We start from the raw sequence: 21405 nt of genomic DNA on the forward strand, positions 1-21405 counted from the left end.
AAATTTTTATTTCCCTGATGAACCCATTTATGAAATGGCTATATTTGTTATGTGGTTGTAACTTTAGCATAAACGATAAAGAATAGGGTTAATTCTCCTATTATTACAATATACGGAACTGTCAGGAACAAATTAATCGTAAAAAAGACTGCTAAAATCCCTAAAAACAATCCTAAATGATAAATTTTTAAACGGTGCTGTTCAAACCTGTATTGATGAAAAACAATTGTAGTTGCAATGAAATAGAGCAATACAGAACCGAATACAAAATATAAGATAAATGTATATTGGACCTCATGTAAAAACATCAGTTTGATAGATGCTGCAATCATGCTCAAAGACATTAGAATAAATAAATGTCCGTAAACAATTGTTTGTCCTGCTCTCTGAATAGATTTGTTCACCTTTTTTTCTACATTTTCAAAATACTGCCACCACATTGAAATAATAAGGCAGAATGTCATAATTGAAAATAAGATTGAATCCCATTCCCCTTTTTGAGGTTGTACTACAGCAAGGATGCTGATGACAGATTCTCCAAACAGGATTAATGTCAATAAAGCAAACCGTTCTAACAAATGAGCGGTATTAGGCGGTACTTTTACCAAATACTTATGTCCTATAATAGGTAAAATCATATCAACAATAATTCCTGCATATAACACTGCGTATCGAACCCAAGAATCAAAAAAGATAGAGAGAAATGAGATAAAAACCCCAATTCCAAAACGTATTCCTAAAAAACGTGCTACCTTTTTTCTATCCCCTTTTTCAAAGTTCTGAACAACAAGATATTGGATTGATGTCAATGCTCTCAGTCCAATATAACCAATCAGAAAAGAGAAATAATATTGATCAAAATCTACCGATAAGCTTGATATCATAATAAGTACAAAAAACATTTGAAAAATCATAAAGATACGCTGATGTAAAAAATCCTGTCCAAACCGATTAATAAACATAGTTTGACCAGTCCAGGCCCACCATATTGGAATAAATATTAATGCAAACTTAAATAAATACTCTGGATGAATAAATCCCTTTTCAACATGAAGTAAGACATGAGTAGCTGTAGCAACCGCTGCCACAAATAGCAAGTCATAAAAAAGCTCTAACCACGTAACTTTCTTTTCTTCCATCCACATTACTCCTTCCTATATTTAACAAGTTTATAGTAAGATAAAAGATGATTACATACAAGGAGGAAATTACATGACTAAAACCATTGGCCTTATTTGCGGCAGTTTAAGAAAAAATTCTTTTAATCGAATTATTGCTCAATCATTGACAGACATGTATGATTCCGTTCAATTTCGCTGGATAGAGATCAAAGATCTTCCTTTATTTAATGAGGATTTAGAAGTCGGCGGTGATCCAGAACCAGTAACCTCATTTAAGTCGGCTATTCAAGAAGTCGACGGTATTATAATCGTAAGTCCAGAATACAATTCAGGAATTTCGGGCGCGCTAAAAAATGCATTGGACTGGGCATCAAGACCTCCGAAGTCCTCTGTTCTGAGTAAAAAACCAGTTGGCTTAATCGGAGCAACTCCTGGGGGATTAGGCACTGCTTTTTCTCAGATGCAAACTAGACAAATATTAGAAGCCATGCAAGTTCATATTCTTCCATTTCAAAAAGTATTAATTTCGCAAGTACACGAAAAGGTTGACTCTGAGCAGAAAGTGCTTACTGACGAAAAAACTAAACGTTATCTTCAGCGTTATTTACAACAATTTATTTATTGGATCGATCACACTCCTATTCTTGATTAAGGAGTTTAAGGTGAATCTTCCGATTTATAAACTTTCTTCGATTTCATTTATTAAAAGAGGTCTATTAAATGTCTGATCTTTATTCCCGTCTTTCCAAAGATGATGCTGCAGTTCTTAGATCTCCATTATTAATAGAGACTTAGATAGAAAGGTATGAATAATAATACCGCCTGAAATAATTCAGGCGGCTTTTTTGTTTGTGTAATATTTTTATGAAATTTCAAAAAATGTAAAAATGTGTCTTTTATTCAGTTAATGATCCTATTCAATTCTTTTATTTCTGAATAAGATATTTGCAGAAAGGAGGATTGATTACAATTAATAATGATACTAACAAGTTTGTTGATGCTTTATTTGATAAATACAAGTCTTTTGTAAAATTCGATACTATTCAAAATGCTGATAAAGATCATTTAATTAGTAGAGTTAATCAATTTAGTAAACAGGTAATTAATACAGAGAACGTAGCAGCTATATACACAACTGCTCAAAAAAAATATCTAGATTCTAATGATTTTAATCCAATCACTTTCCAAATTCAAAATCAAATTGCTCTTAATGCAGCAATGGAGGAAACAATAAAATCACTTGCTTTATTATCATTTACAGATCCAATACAAACCGAAAACTTCTTAATTGATATCAAAGAAATTAAATATCAAAACGAAACAGCAAAAAGTAACAGGCTGAAATTTAATTATATTAGAAGTCAAAATAATTTTAACGATTTGGATAATCAGACAAAAATTCTGTATGAAATATTGATTACATTTATTAATAGACTTAATAACTAATTTTGAATTTAATAGTTAAAATGCACTGTCAATAACAAAAAATATGCGTACTATATAAAAGCTTTACTTATATTACTATTGGTAAAGCTATTAAAAGTTGAAAGGAGGTTCCAAATGTCAATTGAAAATAGAATTATAAACGATAGTTTTGAAACAGGTTCATTCCCGCCCTGGGTTGCTATAAACGCAACTATATCCTCTCAAATTTCTCATAGCGGTTTCTTTTCTGCACGCTTTGTTGGCGGAAATACAAACTCCTTTATTTTCCAATTTACAGAAGTGAATCCAACAGAAACATTTCTATTTAAAATTTCACTAGCAAAAGTAGGAGCTCTTCCAAGTCCGCCAATTTCTATAACTGTTGCTTATTATGATGATGCTTTTTCATTATTAGGATTTGGGTTAATTACAAATATCCCAGCAAATAGATTACCGGATGTTAATCAATTTAATTGGATTGAGCTGTATGATAATACTTCTCCAGTACCTTTAGGAGCAACTCAGGCTTTAATCCTTATTAATAAACTTCCTCAAGCAGGAACTGCAGAAATAGTAGTAGATGATGTATCATTATTCCTAATAGACGGAGGGGCTGCAGGCCCAACTGGACCGACTGGTGCTACTGGCGCGACGGGTGCTACGGGCGCAACGGGTGCTACTGGCGCAACGGGTGCTACTGGTGCTACGGGCGCAACAGGTGCTACGGGTGCTACTGGCGCAACGGGTGCTACTGGCGCGACGGGTGCTACGGGCGCAACGGGTGCTACTGGTGCTACGGGCGCAACGGGTGCTACGGGCGCAACGGGTGCTACGGGCGCAACGGGTGCTACGGGCGCGACGGGTGCTACTGGTGCTACTGGTGCTACTGGTGCTACTGGCGCAACGGGTGCTACTGGTGCTACTGGCGCAACAGGTGCTACTGGTGCTACTGGCGTAACGGGTGCTACTGGTGCTACTGGCGCAACGGGTGCTACTGGTGCTACTGGCGCAACGGGTGCTACTGGTGCTACTGGCGCGACGGGTGCTACTGGCGCAACAGGTGCTACTGGTGCTACTGGCGCGACGGGTGCTACTGGCGCAACAGGTGCTACTGGTGCTACTGGCGCGACGGGTGCTACTGGCGCAACAGGTGCTACTGGTGCTACTGGCGCAACGGGTGCTACTGGCGCAACGGGTGCTACTGGCGTAACGGGTGCTACTGGCGCGACGGGTGCTACTGGTGCTACTGGTGCTACTGGCGCAACGGGTGCTACTGGCGCAACGGGTGCTACTGGCGCAACGGGTGCTACTGGCGCAACGGGTGCTACTGGCGTAACGGGTGCTACTGGCGCGACGGGTGCTACGGGTGCTACTGGTGCTACTGGCGCAACGGGTGCTACTGGTGCTACTGGTGCTACTGGCGCAACGGGTGCTACTGGCGCAACAGGTGCTACTGGCGCAACGGGTGCTACTGGCGCTACGGGTGCTACTGGCGCTACGGGTGCGACTGGCGCAACAGGTGCTACTGGCGCAACAGGTGCTACTGGCGCTACGGGTGCTACGGGTGCGACTGGCGCTACTGGTGCTACTGGCGCAACAGGTGCTACTGGCGCAACGGGTGCTACTGGTGCTACTGGCGCTACTGGTGCTACTGGCGCAACAGGTGCTACTGGCGCTACTGGACCGACTGGACCGACTGGACTTTAACGCTTAATTCACAACCATTTAGAGATGATTTCGGGTTAATCCCGAGTCATCTTTTTACATAATTAATAGCTTGTATGTTTTCATTCGTTAATACATTTAAACCTTCCTTTTATCTTCTGCTCTCCAATGTATTGGAACGGCAAGGTTTTCCTGCTGCTTGTGATCTGCTCATGGTAATTATAAAATCCCTGGAAACGTTGATAAAACGATTTCCAGGGATAAAACAACTGCAAATTCTATTCTTAAACCTAAAACTGTTTTCTAGGCAAATTTCGCTTTCCTCTTTGGCATAGCAGCTGATAAAATATTTCCTGTTTTTAAGAGCCTAATTTGTTGCTTTCTGAAACAGTAAACCTTCATATAATTTTCATTTACTTCATTAACAATGATAGTTCTTTGCGTAATTAATCCTTTTTCAGAAAGGTAGATAATTTCAATCGGCATCTGCTGATTTTTTGATTTCTCCAATAAGACCTTCATAATATCAGCTCCTTTATTCTCCTTTCATCATATGCGAACAAATGTTCCGTTACAACAGTTATAACAAATTTATTTTCGTGTAATTTTTGGAAAAGGTAAGATATTATATATTTCAGCATTTTTCCTGCTGTCCTGGTAAATTTTTCTCCAAAACGGTTTGTTACACTCCGTAAACTGTCTTCCGGCACTAATTCCTCAATTTTCAACCAAGTCTCAAGTTTTCTAGTGATTCGCGTGATTCACTGGAATTTTTTATAGAGAAGTCATAAACCGTTTTCTTTGCCTAAAAATAGCCCATTCTTTGAATCCTATTTCTTTTAGCTTATTCTGCACCTCTTCAAATTCATCTCCGACACGAGCAGGGGTGTGGGCATCTGAACCGAATGTGACCTTCACTCCATGATAAAGTGCTCTTTCCAGTATTTCGTCAGAAGGATACCATCCTCCGCAAAATTTATTTTTGCCGGATGTATTGATTTCGATCGCTACATCACACTCTGAAATGATGGATAACGTCCGGTCCACCGCCTCAGTTTGAATCGCTGAAAATTCGGGATAATAACCTTTCATGGCGTCTATGTGTCCGAGAATTTGGAACACGCCACTGTGGGCAGATTTCTGAATCAAGGTGTAATAGTTGTCCTTCGTCTTCTGTTTCTCCTTTTCAGTGAGCCCTTCCCAGCGATCTTTTTTAAAAATATTCAGCCCTTCAACATGATGCACCGATCCAATCACATAATCGAATGGATACTTTGCGTAATACTGCTTGTACATATGGATATGCTCCGGAAAAAAATCAGACTCTACACCAAGAAGAACTTCTATTTTGCCTTCATACTCTTTTTTCAGGCTCAGCACTTCCTTCACGTATTCCGGAAAATGACTTTTTGCCATCGCAATATTCGGGAACAAATGATCTTCTTCGCTGTATAAATATGGAGAATGGTCCGAAATCCCAATGATATCCAGCTGCTTTTCCAATGCCGCTTCCACGTAATCGCGAATGGAGCGCTCTGCATGTCCGCATCTTTCATGATGAGTATGGTAATCAAATTTCATTTTCTGCACCTCGCTTTTCTTCTATTAGTAGTGTATCAATTTTCCATCATGCTAAAAAGACACCTTTTTGTGAGGTGTCTTATCGATTAATCGAAGAATAAACGATGTTGGCGATTTTCTTAGACAGCGGTCCTGTGCTCGCGTAGCTTCCGCTCGGGAGCTGTCCATTGTTTTGTTTGTTGGTGAGCAGGATGATCTGCAGGTCGTATTCCGGATCTATGATCACTTGAGTTCCTGTAAATCCTGTATGACCAAAGGCTTTTTCTGAATACTGGTCACCCATGTACCAGTTTTTCGCTTTCTCAAATCCATACCCTTGACCGAACGCTTGGTCAGAAGTAAAGGTGTTGACCGTTTCCTGATTGTAAATTTCCACTTTGCCATAGGAACCGCCATTCAGCATGACCTGTCCTAATACGGCTAAATCCTTAGCCGTTGAAAACAAACCGGCATGACCAGCAACTCCGCCGTTTCCGTAAAAGCTGTTGCCATCATTCACTTCTCCAACGAGTGTATAGTTCCTCCAATAAGGAAACATGTCTGGATCTTCCTCTACATCGTATCCAAAGTCAGGATCATCAATCATTTTATACTCATACGGATTGCCCCATGAAGTAGCGGCGATTTTCTTCTTCTGCTTCGGATCTGGCGTGAACATCGTATTCTTCATTTTGAGAGGCTTGTAGATTTCGTTTTCCAAGTATCGATCAAGGGGCTGGTTAGTGATTTTTTCAATCACAAATCCAAGTGTCATAAAACTGAAATCACTGTATTTCCGCTGCGTGCCTGTTTCGTATTCAAGCGGCAGCTTATTAATATAATTCAGTACTTCTTTTGAATTGCGGGCGTAAAGATAGGTAGGATACCAAGGGGTTAATCCCGACGTATGCGTTAATAAATCTGCTATGGTCACATGCTCTTTTCCATTCTGGCCAAATTCAGGAATGTATTTAGCTGCAGGATCGGATAGGGATAATTTATTCTCATACTCGAGCTTCATAATCCCCTGTGTTGTGCCCATCACTTTTGTAACAGAGGCTAAATCAAAAATATAATCCTTTTTCATTTTTCTAGGATGATCGAGAAGATTCCCCATATCGTATTTTTGAGCATCACCGTATGCTTGTTCCTTGAGTATTTTTCCGTTTCTTGCAATTAGCACGACAGCTCCCGGTGTAATTCCATCTTCTATTGCACGGTAAACAGCACCATCGATTTCTGATAGAATCTTTGGATCCATACCTTCTGTTTTAGAATTCCCATAGCTCAGTTTGCCAGGCTTTTCTTTGGCTGATACGCCGGCTGAAACTGGAGCTATAAATAGGAAGATGATTATCAGATATACACCTATCTTTTTCATTCTTTGCCCTCCTTTTTACTTCGCATTCAAGATTTCTCTCAAAAAACTTCTTCCATATTCAGGAGCGGGGAGATTGGCATATTCGGCCATGGTTGCCGCAATATCTGCCATCGTTTCCCGTTCTCCGATTGACACTGGCTTGACTTTGTTTCCAATCACAAGAATTGGTGTTTGCTCTCTTGTATGGTTGGAGTGGCCGATTGTCGGATCGTTTCCGTGATCCGCTGTGACGATCAGCAAATCATCATCTTCGAGTTTTTCCCGGAATTCTGCAAGAAAGGAATCGGATTGCTCAAGCACCGAGCGATACCACTCGCAATCCTGTTTGTGTCCCGCTAGATCGGTTTCCTGGACATTTATAAGAAAAATCGCATCCTTTTCTGCTTTCCGGTAGTGGTGCTCAAAAGACGAAAGCACTTTGACGGTTTCAACAGCGGGGTCACTGAATCCCTTTGCCTGAACGACATCGGCGGTTTTCCCAATCCGGTAGACTGGCAGACCCTCCCTCTCTGCCAGATGGGCAAACTGTCTGCTGTAATCCACTCCAAATCCAAGATGCAGCACATGGTAGCCTTCGCCGTATACATGGGCATTCGGACTGTCGACCCCCCACTGACCGTTCGGCTTATTCATTACGGCTGATAATATTTTTACAATAGTCGTTTTTTCATTTCCGAATACGATAACCCTGCTCGTGTCCACGCAGTTTCTTACAATTCTTGCAATCTCACATGCTTCTTCAAATGCAATTTGATTTAAATCGCATATTAAATTAATAATGTTTCCTGGTGAGGACTCCAGATTGTCGCCAATTACAATACAGCCATTCACCAGTAAAAGCGGAGCTTCCGGAACCGGATACTCTGCATGGCAGCCGTTTTTAATGAGCTTCGACTTGATGCGACTGCTGACTTCTTTCATCAGCCGTTTATTAGGAACCCCAGGTTTGCTGCCCATCAGCTCCTGGTGCCCCATAAACGTATCCGCTCCATCATGTGCAAGGTTGCTTTTTCCATACGCAGCCGCTGGTAATCCGGTTCCATCAGCCAGCTGATTTAAACCGGAGTTATATAGAAAAGGAATGTTCAGTCCAGATGCTTCCTTCAAGTGCTGATATGTGTTCGCATTCATGTCCTCAGGTTTGGCAATTGCACAGTCCTGCATCGCTCCTATGCCGAAACCGTCCAGAATAAATAACGATACCTTTCCCATTTTCCTACACCCCTCTCCTCTGAAAATGAACCACCTCAGGAGTTTTTGAATCTGCATTTTTAAGAAAAGCCACGTGGGATCTCGTAACAAAAATCTGCGTTCGGAAAGCGTAAAGAACCGTATCACCAACATTCATCCTTGGATCCCGCTTCAAGCTTCCGTAGTAATCGATGTTTTCTGAAGAAGCCTGATGAACCTCTGTTTCCTGATCCAAGCGATCTCCAAAGAGTGCCTTTTTCATATTGGAGCGGGCATAAAACCCGCCTGCAATGGTGTATGCCTGATCTTCATCCATATGAGAAATTTCCGATAAATAAGCCATGCACGGTTTCTCTGTCAGATTTTCAGAATACGCATGCAAAGGAGTCGTTCCCGTCAAGGCGTGCCCCGGCTCACCGTGCGTAATCCCATATTCGCGGATAAGGGGAATCGTATGGCAGCTAGTGGAACTCGGCGCATTAAGATGAATTACTTCTATTCCCTGGTTAGCAAGAATGTCTCTGGATTTGAGCAGGGTTTGCAAATTACTGGTGAATTCAAAATCGGTTTTGGCCTCGTTCAGCTGCAAGACCGGAAAACACGTTGCTCCAATGACGTTTATTCCCGGCATCAGCTGCAGCTCACGTATACTCGACTCTAAGTTGTTAATTAAAAATCCGCCGTATTGACCCGGGTAAATGAAATCTTGCTTGCTGATCACCCTTAATATTACGTTCTGTTTCAGTCCCAGTCTGACGGCTGCATCTGACAGCTGTCTTGCTCTTTCTAGAGAGAAAAGCGTGACCACTTCAGGCCGGAGCTGTTTTAAGACCGTTTCCCATTGATTTTTTCCAGGCTGTACAAGATGACCAAGGTTCCCTATTTTGCAGCCTGCCTTTGAAAGATTGAATGCTTCATCAATATCAACTGCGACCGCTTTCTCGATGCCGTTTCGCTGGATGGTCTTCCCGACAAAACCGCTTCGTCCTATTTGTTTTGTCATATAAAACAGCTTAACGCTGTTTGCCTCGGCTGATTTTGCAAGAGCTCGTACATTTGCCTCGAATGAGTCCAAGTCGATGACGTACGTATTCGGAGGGATAGAACCGCTTTGATGCAAGGCAGCCGCTGCCTTAATTAATGCAGGGTTTCGTTTCTGTATCATGTCTAAGAACAAGGCTGTCTCATCCCCTAACGATCTCATTAACTGAAAGCTCAAGTATCCGTAAAATGGTTTCCGCGGATGCTTTCATTGGATTGATTCTCAAACCGTATTCTCTTAAATGAGGCTGGCTTTCTAAAAAGCTCCCGGATACACGATAAATCATTGGCAGGATATCGTACTTTGATTCTGCTCCGACTGGATAGGTTGCCGCTCCGAATGAAGAGGCTTTTTCAATCACTTTTGGTGCGATCGGTGCTGAGAGTTCAACAATCACATTCTTTGATTGAGAGTTTGTGATATACGCTTCTTTAACAAATGAAAAACCGCCGTGATTAAGGATTTCGCATAGCTGCTCCACCTGTTCATTCTGAATCGCCAGCATAACTGGAGCCACTGTCATGGCCCGCAGCAATTCATGTGCTTCGTGCCCTTGAACCTGACCGCCTCCGGAATAATTGGTTTGATGTATTTTTTCAATGATTTCACCTGAACCGAGGATAAGGCCGATGCCTTCAGGTCCAAGTACTTTAAATCCGGAAAAAGTAGAAAGGTGCGCTCCATACTCAACGCCAATGCCCTTCATTTTCATTGCACAGTAGTTATCATCAACCAAAATGGTGACATCCGGCCTTGACTTTTTAACAAGAGCGATTATTTCTTCTAAATCATAAGTATCAGTCGGCTGCTGTCTTGCATGCTGAATGTAAAATACCTTTATATGCAGCTTTGTTTCTAATGCATTTTTCACATTGTCCATGTGATTGAAATTTACAGCCTCTTGCTTGAGTCCCATCATCCGAAACGTTTCTTTTGTGGTCATGTACATTGGTGCTTTATGGACAAAAATAGAATCTCCCGGCTCCGCTATCATACTGAGTGCTATCCTGATCGCACCGGAGCCGCTTCCTCTCACAAGGGCGCAGTCCTCGGAATCAAACACGTTAGATAACACCTTCTCGGCGGCTGCTGTTGTTTTCGGGCGGTGGTACTCCGGGTGAAGACCCACATCCCCTGTTTCAAAAAAGGCATTGTTTCGAAACACCTTCGTCATTTCATCAATCAGTTTGAATTGAAGTTCTTTTGCCTCTTCCATCGTCCGATTGATAAGTACGGAATTTGCATATTTCAACGCCACTTTCCATCATCCTTCCTAACCGATGCTGAATGCCTTTTGAGGATTGGCTACAAGCAGTTTATTTATAATAGAGCCGCTGACTCCATGGCTTTTCAGTGCCGGTATAAACGACCTGAGAACAATATCATATCCCTGCCCTCCGAATGACTTCAGATGGGATTTCCTTGTCAGGTCACTAGAGAGCAAGAGCTGATCTTCAAAGCCTTTTTCAATAAATGTCAGCAAAGACCTGATCCGGTCTTCATCCGCACGGTAATTTTCTTTGCCGATCGTATCCATCGCAGCAAATGCTCCGCTGTTCAATACTTCCAGCACAATTTCATCATTCGTATTCAGATCCTGATGGCCGATAATCACCTTTTCAAGAAACAGACCTTCTTTTTGAAAAAAATTGATCTGCTCTAGAGCACAAGTGCCGAGCGTTGTATGGGTGGAGAGCGGAAGCTTCGTGGTTTTGGCCGCTTCGATGGCTCCATGGAATAGCTCGGTTTCGATCGGTTTAAATTCATTCAGACTGCTTCCGATCTCACCGATTACCCCCGGTTTAATTCCTGTCTCCCCTATTCCATCTTTGATTTCCGTGATCATCCACTCTGCAAATTGATCCCGATTCCATTTCTTTTTGTCATCCGGAATGAATGGATCCTTATAGCAGCCCGTACTCGCGATAATCTGCAGACCGGTTTTCCGGCTAATTTCCGCAAGCTGCTCTGCGTCTCTTCCCATCCCCTCATTTGTGACTTCTACAATTGCTTTACCTCCAAGAGCCGCAAAGCTCTCTAAGTCTTCCGTGACGAGTTCAATATCCTGCAAGCAAGTATCTTCGTTCTTTTTCACTCTGCTTAAGTCCACATATAGATGTTCATGACAGGCACACACACCTAACTCCTGCGGCTCCAGTTTACCCAGAACGGTTTGAATATACATTAAAAGCCTCCTTATCCTGCTGGCGGTACATAGAGCCCAAGAAGTACCAGGATGTTTCCGATAATTCCTACTGCAATTGCTCCAACAGGCCCAACTGCCATACGGACGATTGGACGTCCGGCTGCTTCATTCAGTAAATAGATCCCGGCAATAGCGAAGAAGCCCAGACCTGGAACAATGGCGTTCGCAGCATTTGCGCCTCCAATAAGAAGCGCTACTTCCAATACACGCGTCATCGCTGTCCTGATGTTTTCACCAGATGCCCGAATACCGGGATAACGGTCGAGGACTTTTGCTAATTGAGTCAAAATCATCACTTCCACTAAGATGATTACGGCTCCTAAAATAGCCGCGATGAATGGATTTGGGGAGAAAATTCCAGCCCCGAAAACGAAAGTAAACCCTACTGGACCATATACACCTGTAGCAATCGCTGTACTTGCGATCAGTGGAACGAATCCGATTGCTTTTGCAAGAGAGGCAATACCGCCTTCGGCAATCTTCCCTTCCGATAGCAGGTTAAGAGAGATCGGGTCGCCTGCAATTAAAAGCTGACTCGTTGCTGCAGCTACAAGTCCGCCGCTTATCATAAGTACCCATACATATTTTTTAATCTTCGAGACGCGCTCTGTGAACAATGCCGCTAAAGCGGACAGGTTCTTCTCATCAGACTTTTCCCGTACAGCAAATGCAATTAAGAAAATCATTCCAATAATAAGAGCAATCCCTTCCGGACTTAAAACAACCTGCGTCCCATTGATGCTGATCAGCTTATCCGTGTTTGCAAAAACGATGAGCTGTCTTGCAATAGCCGCCACAATAAACGTCAAAATCCCTTTTTTAATTCCAAATTGAAGAGCAACAGCAATGGCCGGGAACACCATGAAGGAAACGACAACCGGTTCGCCGATTTTATTAAATCCTTCAGCAAAATTCAGCGGCAGCATCGCAAATGCATCAACGACAACTTGCAGACCATAGTAAATGCCAGCGCCATATAAAGCTCCTGCTGCCCCTGCGAGCACGGAATTAATTTTTCCTCTGTTGAATGCAAGACCAATGATATCTGTTCCAAGCAAAATACTATGAATAAGAATAATGCTTCCCGCAATTGAAATCGGAATCCCAAATCCGATGACAAGACCGAAACTCATGGCAAAGGCGGTTACACCAAGCTCTTTTCGGCTCATCCGCCCTTCAAGATTTTCCGGAACAATCGGTCTGAGCCCATCGTTAAAGACCGCAATCCCCAAATTTGCCATGACGGCTGCAAGCGCCCCAATACAAGCCATTAAAATTACTTCTACCATCTTTCATCCCCCATCCCCATATCAATCTATTTGTTTTTTAATAAAGCCTCCATCAAATACTCAATAGCTTTCTCCTTGTGATCCCCCGTAAATCCAAAAGCTGTTGCCCCCTGGTCGACTGCAGACTGCACGTTTTCTTTTATCGGAGTCTTGCCGGGCATAGAGATGGTTGCGCACTTTGGTTTTCCAAGCAGCGCTATTGCCATAGCTAAAGCTCCCCCTCCGCCGGTATGGCAGGCGCCGACGTAATAATCCGCTCCCCCTGATTTCAGCAGCATCGCTGCTTCTAAATCAGCTTTCACGGTCACTTCTACCTGCTCTCCTCCGTATTTCTTAACTAAACTCTCAATCTCTTTTTTCTCCACCTGACCGCCTACTACAATTTTCATTTTTTATTCCTCCCTTTATGCTGTTAATGCTGCTACAAAGTGCATATATAGAAATTCTTTTTCTTCTCTGGGTATGGTGATGCGGCATTCAATTTCAATCCATTTAACCCGTCTTTGCGCTTCTTCAAGATTTGGAGAATTATATATTTCCTTCATAATCGATGGCGGAGGAGCATTCAGCGGTTCGTTTCTCTCCATCCTTGTCACTGCCATGGCCAAATGAGTAATTAACATTTGATAGTTAGCCGCTTCCGTTTGAGACACATATGCATCAATCGTTTTATGGCAGATGATTTGAGCATTTTCTGTAATGGCATCCGTTGATTTAAGTATTTCGAGTCTTTCAAACAGTTCTTTCATGAGTGCGCCCTCCCAATGTACAATAAATTGTATTTTGAATATAAAAAGGGATTCTTAGTATTTCGGAATGTAATCCCCTTTTTCCACCAGTGTTTGTATTCTTTTAATCTCATGTAAATCCAAATGCTGCAGAATATACTCCGCCTTTTTGTTTTCTTTTCTAATGACGCAGACAGCTTCACCTATATTCAACTCTTCTTTTTTTGCTATTTCAGAGGAAAGCGGTATCGTATTGTATAACCCGCTGTCAATTTCATCAATGTTCCAAATGGTCGCATCAATCGTTTTCGCTCTTAAATGCTGCAGCAGATGCATGTAATTGAGCTCAACAAACTCTACCTTTTTTTCATTTGTTTCCGCTTTAACAAGAATCTTTTGATCGGTTGAATTATGGTCAATTCCTACCTTCATGCCATTTTTGATTTCAAGATTTCCTTTTTCTGAAAAGAAGACCGCATGCTTTGAAACATACGTATGGCTCCCGAAAGCAAGAGCAATAGAAAGATCCGGGTCCTGTTTCAATGCTTCTGCAGCTGAGAATTTGGAAACAAGGGCAAAGTCGTATCTCCCTTTGCTCACTTCATCAATTCTCAGTTTAGCCCCTCTCATAAAAGCAATGCTTAAATTCAATTGGTTTTCCTCAAATTGAGACGTAAGGCCGGATGCCAGCCCTTCATATTTTTTGGAATACGGCAAAGGCATCACTCCGGTCATTCTTTCAGCACCGCAATACTTGAACAAAGAGGGAATATTTTTCTTCCTTAAAAAGGTGCCCATATGTCCTTTAGGTTCAAGACTAATGCTTCCGGTTTGCTCTAAATATTTCAGAGCTGTCTGTACTGTTCCCCTGCCAACATTAAATCTTTCTGAAAAATCTCCTACTTTTGGTATCCGCTCATTTAGTTCAATAAATAATAGATCCTCTGCGATCTTCTGCAAAATTAACCCCTTTTTAGAAAGGAGCGACTCAAAAATCTCCATAGCACCACTCTTGTACAATTATTTGTATATTCATTCATTGATGCAAATTTACCATATATTTAAGCTGTTTACAAGATTGATTTTTCTGAATAATTTGTTAAAATGATTACCTGCTCCTTTCTATCTTTTTTTACCGAAGATTAAACATAAGGTGTAATGTGTATCGTATAAATCAAGTTAATCTATAAAAAATCCTTAATAATAAAAAAACAGCACACCAATTAGACTGCTAATTGATGTGCTATTTCTTAGGTTTATAGAAGTGTGGTATGCACCTTTCAAGCTAGCCCGTTCCAGCAAGTGAGGCTTTTCATCAGTTCTTGTATTGAATTAACGTGTACTTCTTCTTCCCTCTGCGGATAACAGTGAATTTGCCGTCAATGCGGTCGTCTTCTCCAAGGACTTTGTCTGTCTCCTGAATTCGCTCGCCATTGATGTATACTGCTCCATTTGAAACATCTTCTCTTGCCTGGCGTTTTGAAGGAGAAATTTTTGCATTGACAAGCAGGTCGATTAAGCCGATTTCTGCTTCTTCTGATGTAAATGCCGGTACATCTTTAAAGCCCTGCTCAATTTCATCTCCAGTAAGCTCTTTAATGTTTCCGCTGAAAAAAGCCTGAGAGATTTTGATTGCTTGCTCCAAAGATTCTTCTCCGTGTACGAGCTTTGTCATATTCTCGGCAAGCGCTTTTTGTGCAGCGCGTTTTTCTGGTGCATTTGTCAGTTCCTCTTCAAGCTCCGCAATCTCTTCATGAGAAAGGAAGGTAAAGAACTTGATGTATTTAATGACATCGCGGTCATCTGTATTGATCCAGAACTGGTAGAACTCATAAGGAGTCGTTTTTTCTTTATCGAGCCAGATAGCTCCGCCTTCTGTTTTGCCGAATTTTGTTCCATCTGATTTTGTAACCAATGGAACTGTTAATCCGAATGCTTTGGAATTTTCCTCGGATTTGCGGATCAATTCAAGGCCTGCTGTAATGTTGCCCCACTGATCGCTTCCTCCAATTTGAAGCTTGCAGCCTTGGGATCTGTATAAATTTAAAAAGTCATATGACTGCAGAATCATGTAGCTGAACTCTGTGTAGGAAATTCCTGATTCAATTCTTGAAGACACCGTATCCTTTGCAAGCATGTAATTAATACCGAAATTTTTTCCTACATCCCTAAGGAATGTGATCAAATCCATAGATCCAATCCAGTCAAAGTTGTTGGCAAGAGTAGCAGGATTTTCACTTGAGGGATCAAAATCAAGGAAACGGGAAAGCTGACCTTTAATTTTGTTTGACCACTCCTGAACAATATCGGAAGTATTAAGCGTTCTTTCCGCTTTCTTTCCGCTTGGGTCGCCAATTAAGCCAGTTGCTCCGCCGACTAAGGCAATTGGGCGGTGTCCTGCCTGCTGAAAGCGGCGAAGAGTTAAAATCGGAAGTAAATGCCCGATGTGCAGGCTGTCTGCCGTCGGATCGAAACCAGAATATAATTTTACTGATTCCTCTTCTAATAACTTTCTCAGACCTTCTTCGTCTGTCATTTGATTGATTAACCCTCTGAACTGCAAATCATTCAATAATTCACTCATTCTGATTAGCTCCTTTTTTTCATAAAATACAAAAAACACCCCTTCAAAAATGAAGGGGCGTGATTACGCGGTACCACCCTACTTAGGAAAAAGATAAACTGATTCCTATCTCGGCATATATAACGGCATTCTAACCGTCTTTCGCTATTGGGCATTAGCTGCCTTTCACAAAAGAAGCTCCTGGAGGTAATTCATGATTCATCTGTGTGCTGATTTTCATCGACCATCAGCTTTCTAAAACAGGGAGATGTTCACTACTAATTCCATTCAAAGCATTTTCAATTCTAATAAATCTTTTTTACCATATAGAATGTCTCTTGTCAAACGGTTCAACAGCATCTGACAAGATCATACAAAAGTACTGTTTTTATATGATATAATTGAGTGGGTGGATTGTATAGGGGGATGATACATTTATGGATAAATTTAAATCTTGGTACAGCAAATTTATGCCGTACAAACATAGAACAGTAAAAGGGTTTAATATTACATACGGGGTCGTCTGGAACCTAATGCTGATCTTTTTTGTCATCGGTTTAATTGCCGCATCGTTTGGCGGCGGACTCGGCGCAGGGTACTTTGCGTCATTGGTTAAGGATGAACCTCTCCGCACTTATAGTTCCATGAAAAAAGATATTTATAATTACGAAGAAACCTCGCAGATTTATTTTTCTGATTCGGTGTATTTAGGAAAGCTCCGTGCAGATATTGAAAGACAGGAAGTAAAGATTGATGATATTTCAAAGCATGTAAAGAATGCCGTAATTGCTACAGAGGATGAATTTTTTTATGAGCATGACGGGGTCGTCCCTAAAGCGATTATGCGCGCTCTTTTTCAGGAAGTGACAAATTCCTCTAATCGCTCTGGGGGGAGTACACTTACACAGCAGCTGATCAAAAATCAAATTCTCACAGACGAAGTTTCTTTTGACCGCAAAGCAAAAGAAATTCTGCTTGCTCTCCGACTTGAGCGCTTCTTTGAAAAAGAGGAAATCTTGGAGGCTTATTTGAATGTTGCTGATTTGGGCAGAAATGCTTCAGGCCGAAATATTGCGGGAGTTCAGGCCGCTGCACAAGGTATTTTCGGTGTGGATGCGAAGAATTTAACTCTTCCTCAATCTGCTTTTATTGCAGGTCTGCCACAGAGCCCATTCGGCTATACCCCTTTTACAAACAGGGGAGAAATAAAGGAAAATCTAGATGCAGGAACGTCCAGGATGAAAACTGTTCTTAAACGCATGTATGCAAAAGGCTTCATCTCGCAAAAAGAATACGAAGAAGCAGCCACATTTGATTTAAGGAAAAGTCTCGCCAAGGCCAAGCCTTCCTCTTTTGAACAATATCCATGGCTCACCTACGAAATTGAAGAACGCGCCACTGATATTATCTTAACGCAGCTGGCTGAAAAAGACGGCCACAAATTGGACGAACTGAAAAAAAATAAAGAATTGTATGCAGAATACAAAGCCCTTGCTGACCGGAACTTACGTCAAAATGGCTATAAAATTCATACAACCATTCAAAAAGATATTTATGACAAAATGAAAACCATTGCTGAATCGTATGAATACTACGGCAGCGATAAGACGGAAGTGAAGGTAGACAAAGATACCGGGAAGAAAATACAGGTTCAGGAGCCCGTTGAGGTTGGAGCTGTTTTAATTGAGAATAAGACAGGGAAAATCATCAGCTTCGTCGGGGGAAGAAATCATAAAAGAGAACAAGTTAATCATGCAACAGATACTCCCCGATCAAACGGATCGACGATGAAGCCGCTGCTTGCTTATGCTCCTGCAATGGAAACCGGTGCCATTCAGCCAGGTTCAGTACTTGCAGATGTACCGCTGCAAATCGGCGAATGGAACCCTAAAAATTTCGATGGCCGCTTCCACGGATTTACAAGTGCCCGATATGCACTTGAAAAGTCTTATAATATACCTGCCATTAAGTCTTACTTAAAAGTGATAGATCAAAATCCTCTTAATTATTTAAAGAAAATGGGAGTCACAACTATCTCTGAAAATGATGGGGGTCCAGCTACTTCAATTGGCGGACTTACTAATGGCATAACCGTCGAAGAAAACGTAAATGCATTTGCAACATTTGCAAATGAAGGAAAGTTTATCGATGCTTATCTCATTGAAAAAATTGAAACAAAATCAGGCGAAGTCATTTATCAGCACAAATCAAAAGCCGTTGATGTTTTTACACCTCAGACTTCCTACTTAACAATCGATATGATGCGCGATGTTATTAAACAAGGAACAGGTACAGCCGCTAAGAACTATCTGTCATTCAGTGCAGACTGGGCAGGAAAAACAGGAACAAGTCAAGAGTATAAGGATATATGGTTTGTCGGAACGAATCCAAATGTCTCGTTTGGAACGTGGATGGGATACGACACCCCTAAATCTGTTGAAAAAGATTATAAAGGCATGTCCTACAGCCGCAGAAACATTCTTTTATGGTCGAAGCTGATGAATGCAGCCCATGAAGTTAATCCGGGTCTCATTGCACCGAAAGAAACGTTTAAAATGCCCGGCGGAATTGTTCAGAAATCATATTGCGCACTGTCCGGGGATCTGCCTTCTGCCATGTGCCAGCAGGCAGGACTTGTTGCAACAGATCTCTTTAATGCGAAGTTTGTTCCGACAAAAACAGATGACAGCTTAACATCAGGAAAGTATGTTTATGTAAAAGACAGGGCGTACCAGGTGCCCCCTTCTGCTCCTTCTGAATTTGTTCAGCAAGGTGTGATGTTAAAAAAAGAAATTCTGCAAAAGCATAATTTAAGCAGCTTCAGCGATTTAAAAGAACTGCTGCCAAACAAAACAAACTGGGGCAATATCGTTGTAACGGATGGAAATCAGATCCGAGACAACGGATCAGCTCCATCGCAGGTATCCGGAGTAAGAATCAGCGGCGGGCAACTGAGCTGGAACATGAGCGGTGATTCAGATGTAATAGGATACCGCGTTTATGCTGCCGGTAACTTTTCAAAGAATTTCAGAAAAGTAGCAAGCATCCCAGCTTCGAAAAGCCTGTCAGCATCTATTGGCGGTTCACCTGCTGCCTACTATATAGCAGCAGTTGACGTAGCAGGCAAAGAATCACCAGCATCTGCAACTGTAACAAGCGGATCCTATCAAGCTCAGAAGCCGGCAACAAAGCCTGCTGATACTCAGCCAAAAGATCCGAAACCAGCTGATCCAAAACCCGTGGACCCAAAGCCTAAAGACCCGAAACCAGCTGATCCAAAACCGGATCCAAAGCCTCCGGAAAAACCTGCAGATAACGGAGAGCAGACTCCTCCGGCAGAAAAACCGAACGGCTGACCTTGTTCGCAGATTTCTTGCTGGACGTTTCTTCAGCTGTACTGCGCAGAAACATATTAAAATACAAAAGTCATATGTTTAAAAATAGAATCAAAAAAAAGCTTGCAGATTCTGCAAGCTTTTTTAATAGATTCTATTAATCTTCCATTGTCGATAAATCGCCAGTCGGCAAGTCGAGCTCCCACGCTTTTAAGACGCGGCGCATAATTTTTCCGCTTCGAGTTTTTGGCAGTTTATCGCGGAATTCAATTTCACGCGGAGCCGCATGAGCAGCAAGTCCCTTTTTAACAAAATTGCGAATTTCCTCTTTTAGTTCATCTGTTGCTTCGTACCCATCCCGAAGCGCAACAAATGCTTTAATAATTTCCCCGCGGACTGGATCCGGTTTGCCGATTACACCAGCTTCGGCAATGGCAGGATGTTCAACAAGCTTGCTTTCGACCTCAAACGGGCCGACGCGCTCGCCTGATGTCATGATTACATCATCAATTCTTCCCTGGAACCAGAAGTAGCCGTCTTCATCCTTGTACGCTGAGTCACCCGAAACATACCAGTCCCCAGGCATAAAATAAGACTCGTACTTCTCTTTGTTGTTCCAGATTGAATGCATCATGGAAGGCCAGCCTTTTTTTATGGCCAGATTCCCCATGCGGTATGGCGGAACTTCATTGCCCTGGTCATCAACAATCGCAGCCTGTACGCCTGGAATTGGTTTTCCCATAGATCCCGGCTTGATTTCCATAGATGGATAGTTGCAGATTACCTGTGCACCCGTTTCTGTCATCCACCATGTATCATGAATACGATTGTGAAAGACTTTCATGCCCCATCTGACAACTTCAGGGTTTAATGGTTCACCAACGCTCAAGATGTGTCTCAATGAACTAAGGTCAAACTGTTTCACCAGCTCATCCCCGGCACCCATAAGCATGCGGAATGCCGTTGGTGCACTGTACCATACTGTTACTCCGTAATTCTGGATCGTTTCATACCATTCTTCAGGCTTAAATCTGCCCCCTATGATGACGTTTGATGCTCCGTGCAGCCAAGGCCCAAAGATGCCGTAAACGGTCCCTGTGACCCATCCTGGATCAGCTGTACACCAATAAACATCATCCTCTTTTAAATCAAGAACCCAGCTGCCTGTCTGATATTGCTGAATTATAGCCTGATGAACATGCAGAACACCTTTCGGCTTGCCTGTGGAACCGGATGTATAATGCAGCAGCAGGCCATCTGTTTTTTCTACCCATTCTATTTCAAGCTTATTGCTTGCTGTCTTCATTCTTGTTAAGAAATCTATGTATGGACCATCTTCATGAACATTGTCCCCAACCAGCACAACATGCTTTAGAGCAGGCAGATCATTAAATGGAACTCTTTCAAGAAGCTCTGGAGTTGTGACAATGACTTTCGCCTCGCTGTCCTTCAGGCGGTCGCTCACTGCCCCCTCCATAAACGCCTCAAATAAAGGACCGACAATGGCACCCAGCTTAATTGCTCCAAGCACTGTAAAATACAATTCCGGAGTTCTTGGCATAAAGACGAAAACACGGTCGCCTTTTTCTACGTCTGCACATTGACGAAGAATGTTTCCTGCTTTATTTGAGTGATCTTTCATCTCTTTAAACGTATACTTTTCTTCTCTTTCAGGGTCACGGTAATATAAGGCTACCTTGTTTTTCCGGAATGATTCCGCATGTTTGTCAATTGCTTCATATGCAGCATTAATTCTTCCTGTTTCAGACCACGATAAATGCTTTTCTGCATCTGCCCAATCAAAATTTTCGTAGGCTTTAGCATAGTCTTCTAGATTGTGGTTCCCCTTTGCTGCTGGCAGCGCTTCCAACTTCATCCTTAACTCCCCCTTATTCAGTA

The 21405-nt window shown here is 42.1% G+C and carries 18 protein-coding genes and 1 other annotated feature; of the genes, 4 read left to right on the forward strand and 14 right to left on the reverse strand.

Annotated elements, in window-relative coordinates; all coding sequences use genetic code 11:
• Positions 1–47: 47 nt before the first annotated feature.
• Positions 48–1139, reverse strand: a complete 1092-nt coding sequence (locus QLQ22_RS19435) for a low temperature requirement protein A (protein WP_252207258.1) — start codon at positions 1137–1139, stop codon at positions 48–50.
• A 73-nt stretch (positions 1140–1212) separates the two neighbouring features.
• Between QLQ22_RS19435 and QLQ22_RS19440 the strand changes: the two genes are divergently transcribed.
• The 3 genes from QLQ22_RS19440 to QLQ22_RS19450 all read left to right on the forward strand — a co-directional run bounded on the left by QLQ22_RS19440 (position 1213) and on the right by QLQ22_RS19450 (position 4253).
• The gene (locus QLQ22_RS19440; protein WP_223437267.1) at positions 1213–1773 is read left to right on the forward strand and encodes an NADPH-dependent FMN reductase; all 561 of its coding nucleotides are present in this window, start codon (positions 1213–1215) and stop codon (positions 1771–1773) included.
• Positions 1774–2081: 308 nt separating this feature from the next.
• Entirely contained in the window at positions 2082–2567 is a 486-nt protein-coding gene (locus QLQ22_RS19445; RefSeq protein WP_223437269.1) for a hypothetical protein, read from the forward strand.
• A 114-nt stretch (positions 2568–2681) separates the two neighbouring features.
• Complete coding sequence (locus QLQ22_RS19450; protein WP_284015370.1) at positions 2682–4253, forward strand: NTTRR-F1 domain; 1572 nt, start codon at positions 2682–2684, stop codon at positions 4251–4253.
• Positions 4254–4514: 261 nt separating this feature from the next.
• On the opposite strand, the gene QLQ22_RS19455 is transcribed toward QLQ22_RS19450, so the two are convergent.
• The 12 genes from QLQ22_RS19455 to tyrS form a co-directional block, all read right to left on the reverse strand.
• Positions 4515–4733: a hypothetical protein gene (locus tag QLQ22_RS19455; protein WP_223437273.1), complete on the reverse strand. Its 219-nt coding sequence runs from the start codon at positions 4731–4733 to the stop codon at positions 4515–4517.
• 252 nt (positions 4734–4985) lie between these two features.
• Complete coding sequence (locus QLQ22_RS19460) at positions 4986–5792, reverse strand: histidinol-phosphatase (protein ID WP_284015371.1); 807 nt, start codon at positions 5790–5792, stop codon at positions 4986–4988.
• A gap of 79 nt (positions 5793–5871) precedes the next feature.
• A complete protein-coding gene (locus QLQ22_RS19465) occupies positions 5872–7152 on the reverse strand; it encodes a serine hydrolase (protein WP_223437276.1) in 1281 nt (426 codons plus the stop codon).
• 15 nt (positions 7153–7167) lie between these two features.
• The gene (locus QLQ22_RS19470; RefSeq protein ID WP_223437281.1) at positions 7168–8364 is read right to left on the reverse strand and encodes a phosphopentomutase; all 1197 of its coding nucleotides are present in this window, start codon (positions 8362–8364) and stop codon (positions 7168–7170) included.
• A gap of 4 nt (positions 8365–8368) precedes the next feature.
• Positions 8369–9547 carry a YhfX family PLP-dependent enzyme gene (locus QLQ22_RS19475; RefSeq protein WP_338036989.1) on the reverse strand — a complete coding sequence of 393 codons (1179 nt, stop codon included), beginning with the start codon at positions 9545–9547 and terminating at the stop codon, positions 8369–8371.
• A complete protein-coding gene (locus QLQ22_RS19480; protein WP_349654964.1) occupies positions 9528–10643 on the reverse strand; it encodes an aminotransferase class V-fold PLP-dependent enzyme in 1116 nt (371 codons plus the stop codon). Before QLQ22_RS19480 ends, QLQ22_RS19475 begins: the two co-directional genes overlap by 20 nt.
• Before the next feature lie 15 nt (positions 10644–10658).
• Positions 10659–11570 carry a phosphotriesterase family protein gene (locus tag QLQ22_RS19485; protein WP_284015372.1) on the reverse strand — a complete coding sequence of 304 codons (912 nt, stop codon included), beginning with the start codon at positions 11568–11570 and terminating at the stop codon, positions 10659–10661.
• An 11-nt stretch (positions 11571–11581) separates the two neighbouring features.
• A complete protein-coding gene (locus QLQ22_RS19490) occupies positions 11582–12880 on the reverse strand; it encodes a YhfT family protein (protein ID WP_252207262.1) in 1299 nt (432 codons plus the stop codon).
• A 26-nt stretch (positions 12881–12906) separates the two neighbouring features.
• Positions 12907–13269 carry a DUF2620 domain-containing protein gene (locus tag QLQ22_RS19495; RefSeq protein ID WP_223437287.1) on the reverse strand — a complete coding sequence of 121 codons (363 nt, stop codon included), beginning with the start codon at positions 13267–13269 and terminating at the stop codon, positions 12907–12909.
• A gap of 15 nt (positions 13270–13284) precedes the next feature.
• Positions 13285–13629, reverse strand: coding sequence for a PRD domain-containing protein (locus QLQ22_RS19500; RefSeq protein ID WP_223437290.1), 345 nt, complete (start codon positions 13627–13629; stop codon positions 13285–13287).
• Positions 13630–13683: 54 nt separating this feature from the next.
• Positions 13684–14610 carry a GntR family transcriptional regulator YhfZ gene (gene yhfZ, locus QLQ22_RS19505; RefSeq protein ID WP_275976718.1) on the reverse strand — a complete coding sequence of 309 codons (927 nt, stop codon included), beginning with the start codon at positions 14608–14610 and terminating at the stop codon, positions 13684–13686.
• A 313-nt stretch (positions 14611–14923) separates the two neighbouring features.
• Entirely contained in the window at positions 14924–16192 is a 1269-nt protein-coding gene (tyrS, locus tag QLQ22_RS19510) for a tyrosine--tRNA ligase (protein WP_252207264.1), read from the reverse strand.
• 50 nt (positions 16193–16242) lie between these two features.
• Positions 16243–16472 (reverse strand) — a binding site (T-box leader).
• A 136-nt stretch (positions 16473–16608) separates the two neighbouring features.
• On the opposite strand from tyrS, the gene QLQ22_RS19515 reads away from it, so the two are divergent.
• Positions 16609–19527, forward strand: coding sequence for a transglycosylase domain-containing protein (locus tag QLQ22_RS19515; protein WP_223437305.1), 2919 nt, complete (start codon positions 16609–16611; stop codon positions 19525–19527).
• 136 nt (positions 19528–19663) lie between these two features.
• Here the strand turns inward: QLQ22_RS19515 and acsA are convergent, their stop codons facing one another.
• On the reverse strand, positions 19664–21382 hold the full coding sequence (gene acsA, locus QLQ22_RS19520; RefSeq protein WP_284015373.1) for an acetate--CoA ligase: 1719 nt from the start codon (positions 21380–21382) through the stop codon (positions 19664–19666).
• Positions 21383–21405 lie beyond the last annotated feature (23 nt).

This window comes from Metabacillus hrfriensis (genome assembly GCF_030127205.1).
In the GTDB taxonomy this organism is placed as follows: domain Bacteria; phylum Bacillota; class Bacilli; order Bacillales; family Bacillaceae; genus Bacillus_P; species Bacillus_P dongyingensis.

Excerpts from the sequence above, each read along its gene's own strand:
- QLQ22_RS19435 (WP_252207258.1), bottom strand. The coding sequence starts at position 1,139 with ATGGAAGAAAAGAAAGTTACGTGGTTAGAGCTTTTTTATGACTTGCTA.
- QLQ22_RS19440 (WP_223437267.1), top strand. The coding sequence starts at position 1,213 with ATGACTAAAACCATTGGCCTTATTTGCGGCAGTTTAAGAAAAAATTCT.
- QLQ22_RS19450 (WP_284015370.1), top strand. The coding sequence starts at position 2,682 with ATGTCAATTGAAAATAGAATTATAAACGATAGTTTTGAAACAGGTTCA.
- QLQ22_RS19455 (WP_223437273.1), bottom strand. The coding sequence starts at position 4,733 with ATGAAGGTCTTATTGGAGAAATCAAAAAATCAGCAGATGCCGATTGAA.
- QLQ22_RS19460 (WP_284015371.1), bottom strand. The coding sequence starts at position 5,792 with ATGAAATTTGATTACCATACTCATCATGAAAGATGCGGACATGCAGAG.
- QLQ22_RS19465 (WP_223437276.1), bottom strand. The coding sequence starts at position 7,152 with ATGAAAAAGATAGGTGTATATCTGATAATCATCTTCCTATTTATAGCT.
- QLQ22_RS19470 (WP_223437281.1), bottom strand. The coding sequence starts at position 8,364 with ATGGGAAAGGTATCGTTATTTATTCTGGACGGTTTCGGCATAGGAGCG.
- QLQ22_RS19475 (WP_338036989.1), bottom strand. The coding sequence starts at position 9,547 with ATGAGATCGTTAGGGGATGAGACAGCCTTGTTCTTAGACATGATACAG.
- QLQ22_RS19485 (WP_284015372.1), bottom strand. The coding sequence starts at position 11,570 with ATGTATATTCAAACCGTTCTGGGTAAACTGGAGCCGCAGGAGTTAGGT.
- QLQ22_RS19490 (WP_252207262.1), bottom strand. The coding sequence starts at position 12,880 with ATGGTAGAAGTAATTTTAATGGCTTGTATTGGGGCGCTTGCAGCCGTC.
- QLQ22_RS19495 (WP_223437287.1), bottom strand. The coding sequence starts at position 13,269 with ATGAAAATTGTAGTAGGCGGTCAGGTGGAGAAAAAAGAGATTGAGAGT.
- QLQ22_RS19500 (WP_223437290.1), bottom strand. The coding sequence starts at position 13,629 with ATGAAAGAACTGTTTGAAAGACTCGAAATACTTAAATCAACGGATGCC.
- yhfZ (WP_275976718.1), bottom strand. The coding sequence starts at position 14,610 with ATGGAGATTTTTGAGTCGCTCCTTTCTAAAAAGGGGTTAATTTTGCAG.
- tyrS (WP_252207264.1), bottom strand. The coding sequence starts at position 16,192 with ATGAGTGAATTATTGAATGATTTGCAGTTCAGAGGGTTAATCAATCAA.
- QLQ22_RS19515 (WP_223437305.1), top strand. The coding sequence starts at position 16,609 with ATGGATAAATTTAAATCTTGGTACAGCAAATTTATGCCGTACAAACAT.
- acsA (WP_284015373.1), bottom strand. The coding sequence starts at position 21,382 with ATGAAGTTGGAAGCGCTGCCAGCAGCAAAGGGGAACCACAATCTAGAA.